17 protein-coding genes and 2 pseudogenes are annotated in these 16292 nt (G+C 44.7%); 11 read left to right on the top strand and 8 right to left on the bottom strand.

Annotation, left to right across the window (positions count from 1 at the left end; all coding sequences use genetic code 11):
• Positions 1–67 precede the first annotated feature (67 nt).
• From EBB54_RS23105 to EBB54_RS23090, 4 genes are all read left to right on the top strand, one after another.
• Positions 68–841, top strand: coding sequence for an ABC transporter ATP-binding protein (locus EBB54_RS23105; protein WP_004071645.1), 774 nt, complete (start codon positions 68–70; stop codon positions 839–841).
• On the top strand, positions 831–2897 hold the full coding sequence (locus EBB54_RS23100) for an ABC transporter permease (RefSeq protein WP_125129150.1): 2067 nt from the start codon (positions 831–833) through the stop codon (positions 2895–2897). Before EBB54_RS23105 ends, EBB54_RS23100 begins: the two co-directional genes overlap by 11 nt.
• A 123-nt stretch (positions 2898–3020) precedes the next feature.
• The gene (locus EBB54_RS23095) at positions 3021–3704 is read left to right on the top strand and encodes a response regulator transcription factor (RefSeq protein WP_125129149.1); all 684 of its coding nucleotides are present in this window, start codon (positions 3021–3023) and stop codon (positions 3702–3704) included.
• Positions 3694–4704 (top strand): sensor histidine kinase, encoded by a 1011-nt coding sequence (locus EBB54_RS23090; RefSeq protein WP_125129148.1) that lies wholly within the window; start codon positions 3694–3696, stop codon positions 4702–4704. Before EBB54_RS23095 ends, EBB54_RS23090 begins: the two co-directional genes overlap by 11 nt.
• 357 nt (positions 4705–5061) lie before the next feature.
• Here the strand turns inward: EBB54_RS23090 and EBB54_RS23080 are convergent, their stop codons facing one another.
• Positions 5062–5463: a type II toxin-antitoxin system HicB family antitoxin gene (locus EBB54_RS23080; protein ID WP_125129147.1), complete on the bottom strand. Its 402-nt coding sequence runs from the start codon at positions 5461–5463 to the stop codon at positions 5062–5064.
• Between the two features lie 39 nt (positions 5464–5502).
• Positions 5503–5682: a type II toxin-antitoxin system HicA family toxin gene (locus EBB54_RS23075; RefSeq protein ID WP_125129146.1), complete on the bottom strand. Its 180-nt coding sequence runs from the start codon at positions 5680–5682 to the stop codon at positions 5503–5505.
• Positions 5683–6151: 469 nt separating this feature from the next.
• On the opposite strand from EBB54_RS23075, the gene EBB54_RS23065 reads away from it, so the two are divergent.
• Complete coding sequence (locus EBB54_RS23065) at positions 6152–8050, top strand: IS1634 family transposase (RefSeq protein ID WP_125126599.1); 1899 nt, start codon at positions 6152–6154, stop codon at positions 8048–8050.
• Positions 8051–8304: 254 nt separating this feature from the next.
• Positions 8305–8796, top strand: a complete 492-nt coding sequence (locus EBB54_RS31410) for a hypothetical protein (protein ID WP_243127781.1) — start codon at positions 8305–8307, stop codon at positions 8794–8796.
• A gap of 136 nt (positions 8797–8932) precedes the next feature.
• Here the strand turns inward: EBB54_RS31410 and EBB54_RS23050 are convergent, their stop codons facing one another.
• Complete coding sequence (locus tag EBB54_RS23050; RefSeq protein ID WP_125129145.1) at positions 8933–9523, bottom strand: 4Fe-4S binding protein; 591 nt, start codon at positions 9521–9523, stop codon at positions 8933–8935.
• The gene (locus EBB54_RS23045) at positions 9520–9717 is read right to left on the bottom strand and encodes a 4Fe-4S binding protein (protein WP_125129144.1); all 198 of its coding nucleotides are present in this window, start codon (positions 9715–9717) and stop codon (positions 9520–9522) included. The genes EBB54_RS23050 and EBB54_RS23045 overlap by 4 nt, the downstream gene beginning before the upstream one ends.
• A 184-nt stretch (positions 9718–9901) precedes the next feature.
• Here EBB54_RS23045 and EBB54_RS23040 point away from each other — a divergent pair, with 184 nt between their 5' ends.
• Together EBB54_RS23040 and EBB54_RS23035 are read left to right on the top strand one after the other, a co-directional pair.
• Complete coding sequence (locus EBB54_RS23040; protein ID WP_125129143.1) at positions 9902–10168, top strand: DUF4160 domain-containing protein; 267 nt, start codon at positions 9902–9904, stop codon at positions 10166–10168.
• Between the two features lie 13 nt (positions 10169–10181).
• Positions 10182–10433: a DUF2442 domain-containing protein gene (locus EBB54_RS23035; protein WP_125129142.1), complete on the top strand. Its 252-nt coding sequence runs from the start codon at positions 10182–10184 to the stop codon at positions 10431–10433.
• 70 nt (positions 10434–10503) lie between these two features.
• Here the strand turns inward: EBB54_RS23035 and EBB54_RS23030 are convergent, their stop codons facing one another.
• Positions 10504–10953 carry a UTRA domain-containing protein gene (locus EBB54_RS23030; RefSeq protein WP_162307186.1) on the bottom strand — a complete coding sequence of 150 codons (450 nt, stop codon included), beginning with the start codon at positions 10951–10953 and terminating at the stop codon, positions 10504–10506.
• Positions 10954–11059: 106 nt separating this feature from the next.
• On the opposite strand from EBB54_RS23030, the gene EBB54_RS30260 reads away from it, so the two are divergent.
• A complete protein-coding gene (locus tag EBB54_RS30260; RefSeq protein ID WP_330554706.1) occupies positions 11060–11263 on the top strand; it encodes an SAM hydroxide adenosyltransferase in 204 nt (67 codons plus the stop codon).
• Positions 11264–11500: 237 nt separating this feature from the next.
• Positions 11501–12421, top strand: coding sequence for a nucleoside hydrolase (locus tag EBB54_RS23025; protein ID WP_125129140.1), 921 nt, complete (start codon positions 11501–11503; stop codon positions 12419–12421).
• Between the two features lie 228 nt (positions 12422–12649).
• Here the strand turns inward: EBB54_RS23025 and EBB54_RS23020 are convergent, their stop codons facing one another.
• The gene (locus EBB54_RS23020) at positions 12650–13105 is read right to left on the bottom strand and encodes a dicarboxylate/amino acid:cation symporter (RefSeq protein WP_125129139.1); all 456 of its coding nucleotides are present in this window, start codon (positions 13103–13105) and stop codon (positions 12650–12652) included.
• Between the two features lie 200 nt (positions 13106–13305).
• Positions 13306–15123, bottom strand: coding sequence for an AAA family ATPase (locus tag EBB54_RS23015; protein WP_243127898.1), 1818 nt, complete (start codon positions 15121–15123; stop codon positions 13306–13308).
• A 404-nt stretch (positions 15124–15527) separates the two neighbouring features.
• Here EBB54_RS23015 and EBB54_RS32325 point away from each other — a divergent pair.
• Positions 15528–15641, top strand: a pseudogene (locus EBB54_RS32325) (Uma2 family endonuclease); the annotation flags it as partial.
• A 282-nt stretch (positions 15642–15923) separates the two neighbouring features.
• On the opposite strand, the pseudogene EBB54_RS23005 reads toward EBB54_RS32325, so the two are convergent.
• A pseudogene (locus tag EBB54_RS23005) lies at positions 15924–16229 on the bottom strand (Gfo/Idh/MocA family oxidoreductase); the annotation flags it as partial.
• Between the last annotated feature and the right edge of the window lie 63 nt (positions 16230–16292).

Genomic DNA, 16292 nt, shown 5'->3' with positions numbered 1-16292 from the left:
TGTAAGTGTTACCCGAAGCCGCCCTGTGTTATGATAAATGCATAATCAAAAAGGGAGGCAAAAAAAGATGGAACCAATTCTCGAAATTGAATCTCTGAAAAAATATTACGGCAAAAATCCGAACCAGACAAAGGCGCTGGACGGTATCACATTTCAGGTAATGCCCGGGGAATTTCTGGGGATTATGGGCTGCAGCGGGTCGGGAAAATCTACGCTGCTGAACTGCATTGCAGCCGTGACCCGGCCGGGCAGCGGCAGCATCATGATGAAGGGCAGGCAGGTTCTAAGCCTTAGCGGGGCGGAGCTGGCAGACTACCGGGGCAGGGAGATCGGATATTTATTCCAGAATTTTGAACTGCTGGATAACCTGACCGGGCGTGAAAATATTCTGCTTCCGCTGTCCCTTCACGGCGTGCCGGAGCAGGAGAGCAGGATACGGCTCGAAAAACTGGCATCTTATCTGGAAGTGACAGACGTTCTGGATAAATTTCCCGTACAGATGTCAGGGGGACAGAAACAGAGGATCGCGGCTGCCAGGGCGCTGATCCTGAATCCCGGCATTATTCTTGCGGACGAGCCAACCGGAGCCTTAGATTCGAAAAATGCAAAGGCGCTGATGGAGAAGCTGGCCGGATTGAACCAGGATGAACATGCTACAATCCTCATGGTGACACATGATTCCAACGCGGCAAGTTACTGCAGCCGGATACTGTTTATCCAGGACGGTGTGCTTTTCCATGAGCTGCGCCGGGATATCCCGGATGAAACAAGGCCCTTATTCTACGAGAGAATACTGATGATGATGGCGCAGTTAGGAGGTGGCAGTGCAAATGTTCTCTAAACTGGTCTCACGCAACAGCAAAAGGAACCGGAAAGAAAACGGCTTGTTTTTTGGTTCTATGCTGGCAGCAATCATTGTATTTTATATAATTCTGGCATTGCCCCGTCAGGATGTGATGATTTTTTTATCCAAAATGGAGAGTGACGCGGTCAATAAGCTGATGTCCATGATCCCGGTATTTTATGGAATGGCCCTGGTGATCCTGTTCTTTCTTATCTATTATGCCAGCAGGTTTCAGATGGAACGGCGCAAGCACGAGTTCGGCGTTTATCTGATCCTGGGGATGCGACGAAGCAAATTATTTACCATGCTGTTGGCCGAGGATCTTCGGAACAGCTTGATTTTACTGGCCATCGGGCTGCCTGTTTCACTCCTGCTGTCAGAGATGATCAGCCTGATCACGGCACGCCTGGTCGGAATCAGCATCGTGGGGCATCAGGTTTCCTTTTCATTTGAGGCAATGTTCTGGACGGCAGGGGGATTCCTCCTGATCAAATTCGCCGCATTTTTGATTCTCAGCGGAAAGATCAGCAGGCAGGAAATTGATTCCCTGCTGGCAGAAATGCCGAAAGGGGAAAAGAAGCAGCTTCCCGCGCCTGTTTACGGAGCGTCCCTTATCGCCGGGATCATTTGCCTGATCATTGCCTATACCAGCGTGACCAGAGGGGAAGCGTGGATTTATATCCGGCAGATGACAGCCGCGGTGATGTTTGGGCTGGTGGGAACCATGGCGCTTTTCTGGGGACTTCGTTTTCCGATCGGCCTGCTGGTGAAAGCCGGAAAATGTGACCGGCAGCTTCATGTCTTTCATTTTCGGCAGGTTGAGGAAACGGTGATTTACCAATCCGGTACGCTTGCGGTCTGCTCTCTGCTGATTCTGGTTGCCATGTGCTGTTTTGGCTCTGGCGTGGCCATCGCAGGTTTTTACGGAAAATCGGAACCCCATGTATTGGATTATACCTTTGCGTATGTGGAAAGCAGTGAGGAAGCTGCGGCAATCAGACAGCAGCTTTCGGATCATGGGCTGGATTCCCGGTTTTCAGATTTATTTGAAATAAAGATCGGAATGGTTCAAAGCCGGATCGGGGAAGATAGAGAAGATGTATTAAAAATGGATCGGCTGATGGAGGAGCTGGATGGAATGCAGCCTGTCGAAATCAGCAGCCGGCTTTTGAATAATATGGAATACTACACTCCCTATCTCATTTCCCTGAGCGGCTATAACCGGCTTTTGGCAGCGGCAGACATGCCGGAACTGAAGCTGGATGCAGAGGAAGCGGCCGTGTATATGGACAGCGGATTCAGCTCGGAGGAAACGCAGCAGATGCTGAACCGTATTCTGGAAACAAGGCCGGAAGCCCTGCTGGATGGGGATGCACTCTATCTGACAGGCCCGGTGCAGACAACGGACGTGGTGACGGACCGTTCGATTACATTGGCTTTCGCGCTGATCGTTCCGGATGAAATGTTTGAATACTATACTCAGGGAGAATGTGAAATTTATCTCGACGGTGTTTTGGATGAAAAAACGATCCAAAAGGCGAGCCTTATGTCCGCCATATCGGATATGAACAGGGAGCTGGACAAAACAGGTCTGCAGTATGAGAGCTACCTGCAGAATATGGGACGGCAGATGTTTTATATGGTGTCCGCCAGTTATATTACGATCTACCTTGCGGTTATATTTCTGATTATTGCAAATACGGTCATTGGCGTACAGTTCCTGATGGGCCAGCAGAATGTAAACCGCCGTTACCGGACATTGATCCGTCTGGGGGCTTCGTATAAGACCTTATGCAGGTCTGCCAGAAAACAGATCAATTGGTATTTTGGAATCCCTACCGTGGCCGCCGCATGCAGCAGTGTGTTTGGAGTACGCGCATTGCTTACCGGACTTTTATCACCGGATGCAAAGGAACATTTTTTACAGATGATCATGCTTTCTATAGTTATGATTTCAGGGCTGTGTGTGTTAGAATATATTTATATTGCCGCGGTGAAAAAATCAAGCGACCGTTATCTGCTGACATTGACGGAGCTGGAACGGGAAGAATGATCCAGGCAGAACCATATGGGCGTAAATCGGTTAAAAAATTAGGTAGTGTAAAGTATCGTATGAAAAAATGATGCAGGCAATCAATTTGCTTCGCAAATTGGTTACAACAGGGAGGACAGATCTATGAAGCGGATTGCAATTGTAGAAGATGAACTTTTTATGAGGGAAGAGTTATCCGGCATTCTGCAAAAAGCGGACTATGAGGTGGAAGAGATCAGCGAATTTGGGGATGCTGCAAAGCAGCTTTTGAAGCTTTCACCGGATCTGGTGCTGTTGGATCTGAACCTGCCTGTGAGCAGCGGTTTCCAGATCTGTCGGGAAATCAAGCAAAAAAGCAGCATCCCGGTTCTTGTACTGACGTCCCGCGATCAGCTGCAGGACGAGCTTCACGCGCTGAATCTGGGCGCCGACGAATATTTGATAAAACCATGCAGGAAAGAACGGCTGCTGGCCCGTGTGTCAAATGTATTGAAACGCTATGAGGGACGGCAAAATCTGCTGGAAGGCCCGGAATGCCTTCTGGACCGTCAGACCTATACGCTGTATATCCATAACAGCTCCGTAGTCCTTCCAAGAAACCAGGGAAAAATTCTGGAAATGTTTCTGCTCCATGGGGAGGAGGCCGTTTCGAAGGAAGAGCTGTGCATGGCAATCTGGGGAACAACGGAATTTATCGATGAAAATGCCCTCCAGGTGAATCTGACGCGGCTGAAAAAGACACTGGCGGGACTCAGGATGCGCCGGCAGATTGTTTTGGTGCGTGGGCTGGGATATCGTTTTACGGAGGAGGAGCCTCATGAAGCGTAAATTTCAAAAAATTCTTCGGTATATGCCCTGGCTTCTGCTCCTGTTTGGGGTTGACGCGTTTTTCACCGTTCTGCTGTGGATTGCGGATCTGGATGCATTTTATGCGATGTCGGCTCTGCTCCTGCTGGCAGTGCTTTTGATGTTTTCCGCAATATGCTTTGTACTGGTTCGTCTGGAAGAAAAAAGAGAGCAGGTATTTTTTGATTTTCTGGCGAATCCCGATGAGTACCATGAGGAAAGGCTGCTGGGGGTTCTGGTTCCGGCCCAGGGGGAGGCTGTCCGCCTGCTGGGCAGGTGCCTGCGTGACAAGCAGAATGCTTATATCGGGCTTCTGGAGCAGATGAATGATTACGAAGAATATGTGGAATCCTGGGCGCACGAAGCCAAAACACCGCTTTCCCTGCTGACGCTGCTTCTGGACAACCGCAGAGAGGAATTGTCCGAAACCGTTAGCTGCAAGCTGGACTATATCCAGAACCGCCTGCAGGAGTCCGTGAACCAGATGTTATTTTACGCACGTCTGAAAGGGTCGAGGAAGGACTACCTGTTCGAACATATCTCTGTCCGGGGATGTGTGGAGGAGGTTCTGGAGGATTATAAACCGCTGCTGGAGGAAAAGCAGTTTCAGATACAGGCGGACATGACCGAGCAGACGGTCTGCTCCGACCGGAGAGGGCTGCGTTTTCTCCTGCGGCAGGTGATCAGCAATTCCATAAAATATTGCGGCAAAGAGCCGGAGCTTATCTTCAGATTTTTTAAGGAAAATGACTGCCATGTGCTGAGTATCCGGGACAACGGTATGGGAGTACGAAGCTGCGACCTGCCCTATATTTTCGAAAAAGGATTTACCGGCGATTCCGGTGAAGGAAGAAAAAAAGCCACCGGCATGGGGCTGTATCTCGCCAAAGAGATGGCCAAAGAGCTGAACCTGTCTCTGGATGCCAATTCGGAATGGGGGAAAGGGTTTGAAGTAAGGATTGTGTTTCCGGTTGTTGGATGAAAGGGGGCGAAGGGTGGAGGTTAGTTTGTGTTCGCCCCTTTTTTAATAGTATATGTCTGATGTGCGTGAGTGCAGCTTCAATTTTCAAAAAATAATGAACCCAAATTTCGGGATGCGGGGGATTTTCTTTTCCTGAATCATATAATGCAGGCAATCCCATTTGCAGTGATGCATAGTACTCATCCGGATCATATGCAAAGTATTCTTCCAGAGAACCAATTCCATTAAAACCATATCCGTAATAATCAAGAATATATCCTGATATGAGTCTGGCAGTTCTTTCATTCCCATCTGGGAATGGTACGGTGGGAAACTCAAAAAGGAGCTACCTTATAAAGGGTAACTCCTTATATCTATTTATTTTGCTTGTGCCATTGAAAATAAAGTATCTTGTAAAAGTTTAGAAAAATTGATATTATTTTTTTCAGCAAAAGTATTCAGCCACGCAGGAATAGTAAGGTTTTTTCTTACTGCTTTTTCACCGTACTTTTCTTCATAGGAATCAATGTCCAGTAATAGCATATTTATCATACACCCATTTTCAGCGGTTATTTCTGAATAATTAGAAGCACGTGGTATTTGCTCTCCGTCTTCCAGTTCTCCCAATATCCAACCGCTAGCTGCGTCAATCCCCATTTCAATAGCTTGCTCTAAGTTTTTACCTTCTGTTACACAACCGGGCAAGTCTGGAAACTCTACTACGTATCCGCCGCTTTGATCTGTAAAAGGCTTAAATACAGCCGGATAGATTAATTTCAATATATTCGCCTCCTCGTATAAAGATTGAGCAAATGAGGCTTAAAGCCCCGCTTGCTTCATAATTGATTTAACTGTATCGGGGTTCAAATCCCCTCCATGTTCTGGTATTGTGACTTTTCCTGGCTTAGTCGGGTGTTTGTACTGGTGGTGTGAACCTTTTTGCTTTACTTGATACCAGCCATCCTTTTCTATTATATTCTCAATTTCTCTAAATCTCATTCAATACCTCCTTATTCATTCATGGCATTGCTCCTTTCTGTTTATTTGTTTATATTATAATGCGCATTATGCACATTGTCAATAATTTTATTCTGATAAAAAATAGAAAAGAACATCCATCATCTCCTTCGAAAAGTGTTCCTTCTTTTCCAGAAGATTTAAGGCCAGAAAATAATTGCGTATTTCCTGTTCAGGCTTCAGAAAATGTTTGTGCGGATCACTGTCAATTGCGGGGCTCGACTATAAAGAACTCCCGGATGTATATATTATTTTCATTTCAAAGTTTGATATCTTTTGTGAGAAACGTACCATTTACCATATCGACCGTGTTATCAAAGAAACAGGAACGGGTTTTAAACACTTTTGAACCGCAAAAAACGCCATAAACCGCAAAAATGCGGCTTTTTTTATGTCAAATTTTATAAAATTATATGTTGTACGGAGTTGTATATTGTGTTATAATGGTATTATGAAATTGAATTATGACAGAAAATCAAAAAACCCAACTTATTTTATCCAGCAAGGATTCCGCAATGGCAAAAAGACTTCTACCAGAAATGTAGCTGTGATCGGTAAACACTTGGATCTTCTTAAGATCACTGATGATCCCCTTGCTTATGCCAAGCAAAAAGTTGCCGAATATAACGAGCAGATGAAAAACAGTAAGGTCTCTATGGAGGTGACAATCGACTTTGACGAAAAGATCAAAGCATCAAATGACCTTATTTCATCGGACACCAGCCGCAATATCGGCTACTTTTTCCTGCAGTCCGTTTATCATAACCTTGCAATTGGCAGCTTCCTCAAAAAAGTATCCGCTGATTCCCGGATCACCTTCGACCCCAACCTTGTGAACCGGTTTCTGACCTGCGCAAGAATACTGGAACCAGAATCCAAGTTTGCTACGCTCCGCCATCTGGGCCGTTATTATGAGCAGCCGGAAATTGGGTACCAGCATATCCACCGGACACTGGATCTTCTGGCTGAAAACTATACCGGATATCTCCAGAACCTTTTCCAATATAGCTGCAGGATTGTCAGGCGTAATACTTCCGTATGTTACTTTGACTGCACAAATTTTTATTTTGAAGTTGAGTCGCCTGATGATGATTATGTTGATGAAGTGACCGGGGAATTTATAAAAGGCTTCCGTAAATACGGCCCTTCCAAACAGCATCAGCCCGCACCATTGGTAGAGATGGGACTCTTCATGGACGCGGACGGGATTCCTCTTTCCATGTGTCTTGCCCCGGGGTCAGATAATGAACAGACACTTGCCATCCCCTTGGAAAAAGAACTGACAAAAATGTTTAAAGGGAAGACGTTTATTTATTGTGCAGATGCAGGGCTGGGGTCACTCAATATCAGACGTTTTAATTCCATGGGTGGGCGGGCTTTTATTGTGACCCAGTCAATCAAAAAAATGGCAGGCACTCTGCAGGAAGCTGTTTTTAACGATTGCGACTACCGGCTTCTTTCTTCCGATGATCCGGTTACGATTGATAGCATGAAAAGCTTTGACCATCATAAAAAAGAAAATTATCGTCTTTATCAGGACAAGGCATACAAAATAATAAATGCTGACCGTCTGGAAGACCTGGGTTTCTATGAAGAAAAAATATGTAAAAATGGAAAAAAGAGACAGGTAAAAGCCAAAGGGATGCTCAAACAAAAGATTATCATCACGTTTTCCAGAAAAACCATGGAATATCAGCGCTATATCCGCAACCGGCAGGTTGAACGAGCCAAGCGCCTGCTAAAGGATTTGGACCCTGAAACATATAAAAAAGGCCCAAATGATGTGACAAGATTTATCAAAAGGGTATCGGATGGGAGCGTGAAGGATATTTACGAGATTAATGAAGAACGGATCAGGGAAGAAGAAAAATACGATGGTTACTATGCGGTTGCTACCAGTCTGGATGATGATGCCGCCCAGATTCTTGAGATATCTTCAAAACGGTATAAAATAGAAGACTGTTTTCGGATTATGAAGACAAATTTTTCCGGCCGTCCTGTATATCATCATACCAAAGAACATATCACCGCTCATTTTATGATATGCTACACAGCACTGCTGATCTACCGGCTGATGGAAAAGCAGCTTGAAGATTACTGTAAAGATTATGACCGCAGGTGTGGTATTGACCACAATGATCCTGCGGAAAGAATGCATTTTACCATTGATAATATCATTGAGATGCTGAAAAATATGAATGTTGTAAATGTCCAGGATATGTACTATATGTCGACCTATACGGGGTCAAAGCTGTGCACTGCACTAAATAGCATTTATGAGCTTGGTCTGGATAAAAAATACTATCAGCCAAAAGAGCTAAATAAAAGAATAAAAAAAATTTCAAGCTAGGATTTCCATACAACATTTTCAAAACACCAAAAAGAAGGCAAAACCTCGTGTTTTCAATGGTTTCGCCTTCTTCTATTAATTCAAAGTGTTTAAAACGGGATTATAATGCGCATTATGCGCATTGTCAATAATTTTATTCTGATAAAAAATAGAAAAGAACATCCATCATCTCCTTCGAAAAGTGTTCCTTCTTTTCCAGAAGATTTAAGGCCAGAAAATAATTGCGTATTTCCTGTTCAGGCTTCAGAAAATGTTTGTGCGGATCACTGTCAATTGCGGGACTCGACTATAAAGAACTCCCGGATGTATATATTATTTTCATTTCAAAGTTTGATATCTTTTGTGAGAAACGTACCATTTACCATATCGACCGTGTTATCAAAGAAACAGGAACCATTGTAGAAAATGGAACGCATGTAATTTATGTAAATATAGCTGTCGATGACAAAAGTGATATTGCAGAGCTAATGCAATACTTTAAGAAAAGTGTTGGTCAAAACCCTAAGTTTCCGAAAACCTGCAGCCGAGTTAATTTTTTCAAAAAAACCAAGGAGGGAGCGTCCATTATGTGTCAGGTAGTAGAGGAGTATGCAGCGGAAAAAACAAAACAAACTGAAATAAAAATGGCAACAAACCTTTTGGAAAATGGTGTATCTGTTGACCTTGTTGCTAAATCAGCACCTACGCTTACGTATGATTTTATTGCAGAATTGAGCAAAAAAATACTACGACCAAGCAGTATTTAACAATACCCCGCCTATAAGATGGCCAGAATAACATAAACAATTCTGGCCAATATTCGATTTGATATTCTATTAAGGAAGCAATTAGAAATCTGATGGAAACAATGAAATCTATGACTGACAACTAGAGGTCAGACAATCATTTTTGCAGCGCCGCCCCGTTTTTGGCTCTGCAAATAAGCTGCGTCATGGTTCCCATAGGGCAGTACACGCACCAGGAGCGGGGTTTGAATAACACCATGGTAAGGAATCCCAGCACGGTGGAGGTAAGCATCACGCTGTAGAAGCCGAAAGCAAACTGCGCGGTCCCGTCAGAAAACAGCGTGCCGTGGTAAGCCCAGTGCCAGGGAAGCTTGAACGTCCACAGCAGTGTTACTGCAGTGCTGAGATTCTTTATGCCGGAGAATACCAGCCAGGTGTTCCACAGCATGAGGAAAAACATCACAAAGAAAAAGATTAAAAATCCATACCGGAAATATGCTGACTTCATCCATTTTGGGATGTCCTTTTTCCGGGACAGTCCGAACCTTCCGCCTACAAGGGAAAACAGTTGCCCTCTGCCGCAGTATTTGTTGCAGTAGGCTTTGCTGCCGTTTATAATCGCTATGAAAAGCGGTATAAAAAAGCAGAGGAGTCCCAGCCATGCAAAAAGGATATTGAAAAAACCCAGGATCAGGTAGGTAAGAGAAACGATCCAAAGATAATCATACCATTTCTTCTTTTCTTTCATCTTTCCGTCACCTCCAATGAAATAATGCTTGCGGGACATTCTTTTGCACATTTTCCGCATCCCACACATAATTCCCTGTCAATGCTGGCATGGATGCCTTTTAAAATCGTGATCGCGTTTCGCGGACAAACCTTGATGCAGCATCCGCAGGCTACACATTCCTGGATGCTGACGACTGCTTTTCTCTTTGCCATGAGTAAAACTCCTTTTAGTTTTTCATTCATTATACAGTGAAAAAATGATTTATTCGGTGATGAAGTTACATAACTTGCAAATCTAACTTGCAAATCGAAAATAAGGTGCGTTGACTGAATTGCTGTTTATGAGTATAATGAAGAAAAAATATTGTTTTATCGCATAGGTACAGGAGGAATTGTCATGCCAGTGTTAAGTATGTTTTACGGAATTATTGTTCGTATGTATAAGGAAAATACAGGTAAACATAATATGCCGCATATTCATGCAGAATATTCCGGAGATGAGATTGTTATCACGTTAGATGGTACGGTTGTAGAAGGAAAGATTCCAAAGAATAAATTTAAGCTTTTAGAGGCATGGATAGAGATTCATAGGGAGGAATTGGAAGCAAACTGGAAGCTGCTGGCCAACGGGGAACAATTTTTTCGTATAGAACCATTGAGATAAGGGGGGACAAGACATGCTTCAGCCGAAAATTACAGAAGTGAAACCGGTAAAACCATTCAGTCTTCTTCTAACCTATGAAACAGGAGAGATAAAGTTATTCGATGTACGTCCTTATATTATGGGAAGCTGGTTCGGGGAATTGGGAAATGAAGCTTATTTCCAGACAGTGCGCCTTCTTCCTGGCGGTACGGGAATTGAATGGATGAACGGACAGGATATTGCACCGCATGAATTGTACGAAAATGGCATTTTACAGGGAAAATAGAGATATGTATAGAAGAATCCCCCAATCGTGGTACAGCACCGTTGACGGATTCTTCTTTCCTTTCATTTACTCAAATCTGAAACTCCATTTTATAAAATTCAGGAAGCATATAAAACTTACAGCGGGAGAACGCCTGATGTGCATGGTTGAATAAAATCAACTCCGACAGCAGCAAAGGCGTCCCTTCCGGGACTTCCAGTATCCGGGATTCTTCCTCATTAGAAGCGATCAACTGAACGCTCATGTTCCCTTTGGAGGAAACATCAAATATTTTGTGCTCGATCAGATCCTCTAATGCAGAATCATTGGAGATATCCACGTCCAGCGCTTCAAATGCGGAAGCCGGGATTTGTGTAAAGGAATAACCGACAGGAACCTGATTGGATTTGTAAATGTTCGTGCTTGCGAGTACAATTTCGCTTTTTCCCAGGTTAAGCTTCGTGCGTCCGATATCGGTCGGCGGGGCATAATTGTAGTGCAGCTCAATGTCATCGATGGAGCTTTTGCACATGTTTGTCATAGGAAGTCGGGCCGGCCTACCCGGTGGAGGAAATGGTCCGCCATGCGGTTTATCAGGCTGAAGTGAGAGAAGGCTATGCAAAAGGCGTGATTGAAAGCCACGATCCATACGGAACGGAGAAGAAATTTTCCATGAAAAAACCGTGTATGCAAAGACCTTTGGAGATGTGGCGGTGGGAGAAACGCTGGTATTCCAGGATCTGGCATCCTATATTTCCTTCGGTATCAATGAGGGAAGCTTCTTCAAAAAGTATGGACTGGAAGACGGCAGGGTGTACGATATCGAGATAACAAGACCGGCCCATCACTGAATTGACCGAATGACGTGCAGCAAGTGCGTGTGAACTGTAACGATTATTTCTGTCTGGTGATAAAGTGGGTGAGAAGATATTGACAGAACACTCAGAATTAAATAAAATAAATGCTGCAATAAAACGATCATACAGAGCGTTTTGTGAACAAATTGCACAATACATATAAAGCAAAGGGCTGCGGCAAAACAGCAGCCGGAATGGGAAAAAGAATGATCTGTACGGAGGTGGCTTGATTTGGAAGAGACACAGAGAATCCGCATGCTGCAGTGTCCGGGGCATCCGGTTGATGTGGTCATAGATACGGATACATATAACGAGGTGGACGACCAGTTTGCGCTGGCATACCTGCTTGGAAATACGGACAGGCTTCGGCTGCAGGCTATCTACGCGGCGCCTTTTTTAAACGAAAAGGCAGACTCTCCGAAAGAAGGGATGGAGAAAAGCTATCAGGAGATCTTAAAGCTGCTGGATCTGGCAGGCGCCTCCCAATATCGGGACAGGGTATTCAAAGGGGCGGAGCATTTTCTGAAAGACGCGGTATCCCCGGCGGTTTCCGAAGCGTCCGAGGATCTGGTCTGCAGGGCCATGGCGCATTCAGCGGAGGACCCTTTATATGTCATTGGAATTGCAGCGGCAACCAATATTGCTTCCGCGATTTTAAAGCGGCCGGAGATTGCAGAGCGGATGGTGGTCGTCTGGCTGGGGGGCAGTGCTTTTCACTGTGAGGAGATGGAGGAATTTAATCTGATTGAGGATGTTGCCGCAGCGCGGATTCTTTTTAACAGCGGGGTTCCTCTGGTACAATTGCCCTGCTGGGGTGTAGTGGAGAGATTCTCGATCAGCAGGCCGGAACTGGAGAAGTATTTTACAGGAAAAAATCCACTTGCGGAATATGTGGCCGGGTATGCCATTCAGGATGTAGAAGAATGGGCGGCAGGCCTGGCCTGGGCAAAGGTGATCTGGGATGTGACGGCGGTAGCGTGGCTGCTCAACGACGACCAGCGTTTTATGAACGACCGGCTCGTACCTTGCCCGGAGATTGCGGGGGCCTCGGGGTATGTATTTTCGGAAGGAAGGCATACTATGAGATATGTGTACCGCATTGAGCGGGATGCCCTCATGACAGACATGATCCAAACGATCTGCCAGCTTTAAGAGAGCATCCAACCGCACGGCTGGAATTTTGATGCCCGTCAGCTTGCTGTCAATAGCTTTGGCTGCACGGGCACGACAAACCTATTACAAATCACTTTTTCCTTATTGTTCAGTCAAAGGGGCTGTCGGGAAATAACGATTTATGCCCCTGATAGATAAGAAAAAACAGTCCGGTAAAAATTCAGGCTTTTTCCAGGCCCTGGATTTTTACCGGACTGTTTTCTTCTTTCAAATACACTGAAGCAGTTCAAAATTTGACATCGCAGAAAACACATTGGACGGAACCATATTTACAATCACTTCGAGTACACTAAAGGACTGCGCTTCTACCTCCTCCGCATTTGACGGGGCAATACCGCTTCCCAAATTTGTCATAAATGCCAGAATCAGTCCCAGTATTCCGGAAACTGCGCCGAATACTATATATAGACCAAGCATTTTGCCGCCGATTCTTCCCAGCTTTCTCATGTCATTCATGTTTGCAACCGCTTTCATGATACTGCACATGACCAGGGGCACGCAGCACATTTTAATCAAATTGATAAAAATGTTGCCGGCAGGGGCCAAAAAAGACATTTTCTCCCCCCAGATCAATGCACTTGCGATACCAAGTACAATTGCCAGAAATACCCACGCCATTGGATTCACTTTGTTTCTTTTTTCGCTGTTTCTTTTTTCGCTCATTCTTTTGTCCTCCCTAAAATTTTTCTACCTGTGCGGTTGAATGATCGCTCAAACATCCGGCCATACAGATGCCGGGAAATATTTCCCCTGAGCGTAAAAAAGGGTGCTAGCGATTATCCACTAACACCCTTTTGGCTCGGCTTTCCAGGTCGTCCGATAGCATGGATAATCGCTAACACCCTTTTTTATTGAATCCTATTCTAGCACTGCAAATCTCGAATGTCAACCGCTTTTTCGGTACTTTTTAAGGTGATCTCGCTCAGCTTCACCTTCCGATCCTCAAATCTGGATTTCGTGCACGCATCCGCCATGGCAATGGCAGCCCTATTATTTTTTACCAGCATAACCCTGCACCGCTTTTTATAACATGCAATCCCGTATTTGAGGATATTCTCTACCCCATCGTCTTCAAGGTTATCCTCATACTTTGTATATTCTATCTGCTTTAATGCCTCCTTACATGCCCCGTCCAGATCTCCGTCATGTGCATATTTCACATCTATGATAATCCCCATATCTCCGGTATCCGGTTCCACAAGGATATCCGCATAGCCCTCTCCCATTTCCCGGTTGGAAGAAATCCCCCACCGGGTTTTCACTCCCAAAATTCCAAGCAAAACTCCATGATAAAAATTCTCTTTCATTTCTTTCTTTACAGCCGTATCCCGGATACTGATGGCCTTCCTTAAATATTCTGTGAAAATCTTCTCTACATTCTCTGTATCTTCATTCTGCAAGGCATCACAGAAACGGTTCAGCGTATCCCCGTCTTCCCGGACATTCTCTTTAAAAAATTCCATGATCTGCGTCACGTAAATATCCCGGATCTCCAAATTGGGGATTGCCAGCTTCATCTGCCTTCCTTCTGCCTTCCCACGCTGAGTCAAATAACCTGTGGTAAAGAGCAGGCTCCAGATATTGTCTATCGTCTGGTAAACCTCTGGATATGTGAGTTCCTGATGAATCTCCTTCGTAATAACCTCACCTGCTACCAGGCTTTCAATTTCTCGTTTAGTCGCATAATTCGCTGATTCCTGAATAAACCGCTTCACCGCATCATTGCTGCTGGTATTAATCCAGTAATTCTCCGGCTGCGCTTCCTTATCATCCAATAATGAATCACAATAATTTAATACATCCCATGGACAATATATATCTACATTGCCAAAATGGTATCCGTCATACCATTTCTTCGCTACATCATAACTATCCGGATATCCATAATACTCTAAAAGCGTTTTTACTTCCGCATCCGTAAATCCAAAATACTCATCAAACCGTACATCGGTAACAGAACGTACCTTCAGATTATTTAACCCGGTAAAAATACTCTCCTTTGAAATCCGAAGGCATCCTGTCAGCACCGCTAATTTCAGACTGTTGTTTGTTTTGAGTGCTTCTCCCAGCAGACTTCGGATCAGGGAGATCATCTGATCATAGTATCCATTCGCATGGGCTTTTGCCAACGGAACATCATATTCATCAATCAACAGGATAACTTTTGTATTATGATGCTTTTCCAACATTTCTGACAAGATTCTCAGGCTGTCACAAAATGTAGATTCGTCCATATTGCTGTCCAAAAGGCTCTGATATTCTAATTTGTCACTCTCACTTAACTTATCACTCTCCAAAAGATACTGCACTTCCCCCGCTGTCCGTCTCACAGCCCGGGCTCCCATCCGAAATGCCCTTTCAAAATTAAGCGCATCCATCCCTTTCAGGGAAATGGATACAACCGGATACTTCCCCATATATTCTTCACAAAGCGCAGTCTCTTTTGAAATTTCAAGCCCATTAAAAATACTCTTATCTCCATCCAATGAGAAAAAGTGTTCCAGCATGCTCATATTCAACGATTTCCCAAATCTCCTGGGACGAGTGAATAGATTCACCGCTCCCCAGTTATGAAGTAATTCGATAATAAGCCCTGTTTTATCTATATAGTAAAAATCTTCTTTCCTGATTTCTTCAAAATTTTCAATCCCTATCGGAAGTTTTTTCTTTCGCATCTCCATCTCTTTCCACGCTCCTTCCATCATCCTTAAACTATCCCCTGCCTTAGATTATTAAATACATTATAGCAACTAAGCGGTGGCTTTTCCATAGAAATCTTCCGGTTCCCGAAGATCCCAGTCATCAATCGTTACAGTTCACGGCCTGACCGGCCGAGAACTGTAACGCATCCAGCCCATTTTAAGTCGCCTGACGGCGAGGGGCTGGATGCCCGCCCCCATCACTGAATTGGCCGGATGCCGTGCAGCAAGTGCACGACACCGTGTGAACAGTAACCATCAATCCCTTTATGCTGTCCCTGTCACATGCCTTCTTCATTTGTATCCCACGCTGCACGGCTGCAACTTAGGGAAAGTTCCTTGCAGATCTCCGGTATGTTCTGCCAATGATGTAGCCGTGTCTCCATTTCGCTGTCAATCTGAATGCGAATGATAAGATATGGATAGAGCCCGATATTTCTGTTATCTGTGACAAAGATAAGCTGTCAGATCGGGGATGTGAAGGGGCTCCGGACTGGATCTTTAGAGATTGCTAATGCTCGAACTTTATTTTTCAACCGTTTGTGGAGAGTGTCAGATAATCTGTGTGAATTGTCCAGACCACAATTCTGATTTTATCGAATTGTCAAAATCCTGTAAAGTCGGAAACCCTTGCCTTGATAGGATTCCGGCAATTCGAGTTATGATAATCAAGCAGTCAATGCGAATATTCAGACAATTTACTTACATAGATTATCTGACACGGCCTTTTATCAGAAAACCGACTTTCACGTAATCGATTCCCGCCCCCATCTGCCCTATCCAATGATCTCGCCGTCCATCTCTGTGCCGTGGTAAATCCTTGTCCGGTCGTCGTCCTCCTCCTGCGACTCATGCACAAGAAAATGCTCTTCCTTACCTCCGATTTTTACGGTTTCCCCGCAATTGCACATGTCAATCTTAATGGCGCCTTCTGTTCCCTGGATCAGAACATAGTGCTCCGCCCAATGGAACGCGGAGCACCATTCCAATACCGCGAAGCGCTGATCCGAAAACTGCATGTTCACAAACAGCATATCGTCCTCATCCCCAAACGCTTCCCCCTTATGTACAACGTTTCCGCCCGTCATGGCAGTAAAGGACTTTTCCGATGGCTCCTTTGACTCTCGCGGCAGTCGCCAAATATCCATGCA

This window comes from Schaedlerella arabinosiphila (assembly GCF_003885045.1).
Classification (GTDB): Bacteria; Bacillota; Clostridia; order Lachnospirales; family Lachnospiraceae; genus Schaedlerella; species Schaedlerella arabinosiphila.
This window is presented reverse-complemented; position numbering and strand designations above follow the sequence as displayed.

Excerpts from the sequence above, each read along its gene's own strand:
- EBB54_RS23090 (WP_125129148.1), top strand. The coding sequence starts at position 3,694 with ATGAAGCGTAAATTTCAAAAAATTCTTCGGTATATGCCCTGGCTTCTG.
- EBB54_RS23075 (WP_125129146.1), bottom strand. The coding sequence starts at position 5,682 with ATGAGATTTAGAGAAATTGAGAATATAATAGAAAAGGATGGCTGGTAT.
- EBB54_RS23095 (WP_125129149.1), top strand. The coding sequence starts at position 3,021 with ATGAAGCGGATTGCAATTGTAGAAGATGAACTTTTTATGAGGGAAGAG.
- EBB54_RS23030 (WP_162307186.1), bottom strand. The coding sequence starts at position 10,953 with ATGACAAACATGTGCAAAAGCTCCATCGATGACATTGAGCTGCACTAC.
- EBB54_RS23020 (WP_125129139.1), bottom strand. The coding sequence starts at position 13,105 with ATGAGCGAAAAAAGAAACAGCGAAAAAAGAAACAAAGTGAATCCAATG.
- EBB54_RS23105 (WP_004071645.1), top strand. The coding sequence starts at position 68 with ATGGAACCAATTCTCGAAATTGAATCTCTGAAAAAATATTACGGCAAA.
- EBB54_RS23050 (WP_125129145.1), bottom strand. The coding sequence starts at position 9,523 with ATGAAAGAAAAGAAGAAATGGTATGATTATCTTTGGATCGTTTCTCTT.
- EBB54_RS23065 (WP_125126599.1), top strand. The coding sequence starts at position 6,152 with ATGAAATTGAATTATGACAGAAAATCAAAAAACCCAACTTATTTTATC.
- EBB54_RS23100 (WP_125129150.1), top strand. The coding sequence starts at position 831 with ATGTTCTCTAAACTGGTCTCACGCAACAGCAAAAGGAACCGGAAAGAA.
- EBB54_RS23040 (WP_125129143.1), top strand. The coding sequence starts at position 9,902 with ATGCCAGTGTTAAGTATGTTTTACGGAATTATTGTTCGTATGTATAAG.
- EBB54_RS23015 (WP_243127898.1), bottom strand. The coding sequence starts at position 15,123 with ATGGAGATGCGAAAGAAAAAACTTCCGATAGGGATTGAAAATTTTGAA.
- EBB54_RS23045 (WP_125129144.1), bottom strand. The coding sequence starts at position 9,717 with ATGGCAAAGAGAAAAGCAGTCGTCAGCATCCAGGAATGTGTAGCCTGC.
- EBB54_RS23035 (WP_125129142.1), top strand. The coding sequence starts at position 10,182 with ATGCTTCAGCCGAAAATTACAGAAGTGAAACCGGTAAAACCATTCAGT.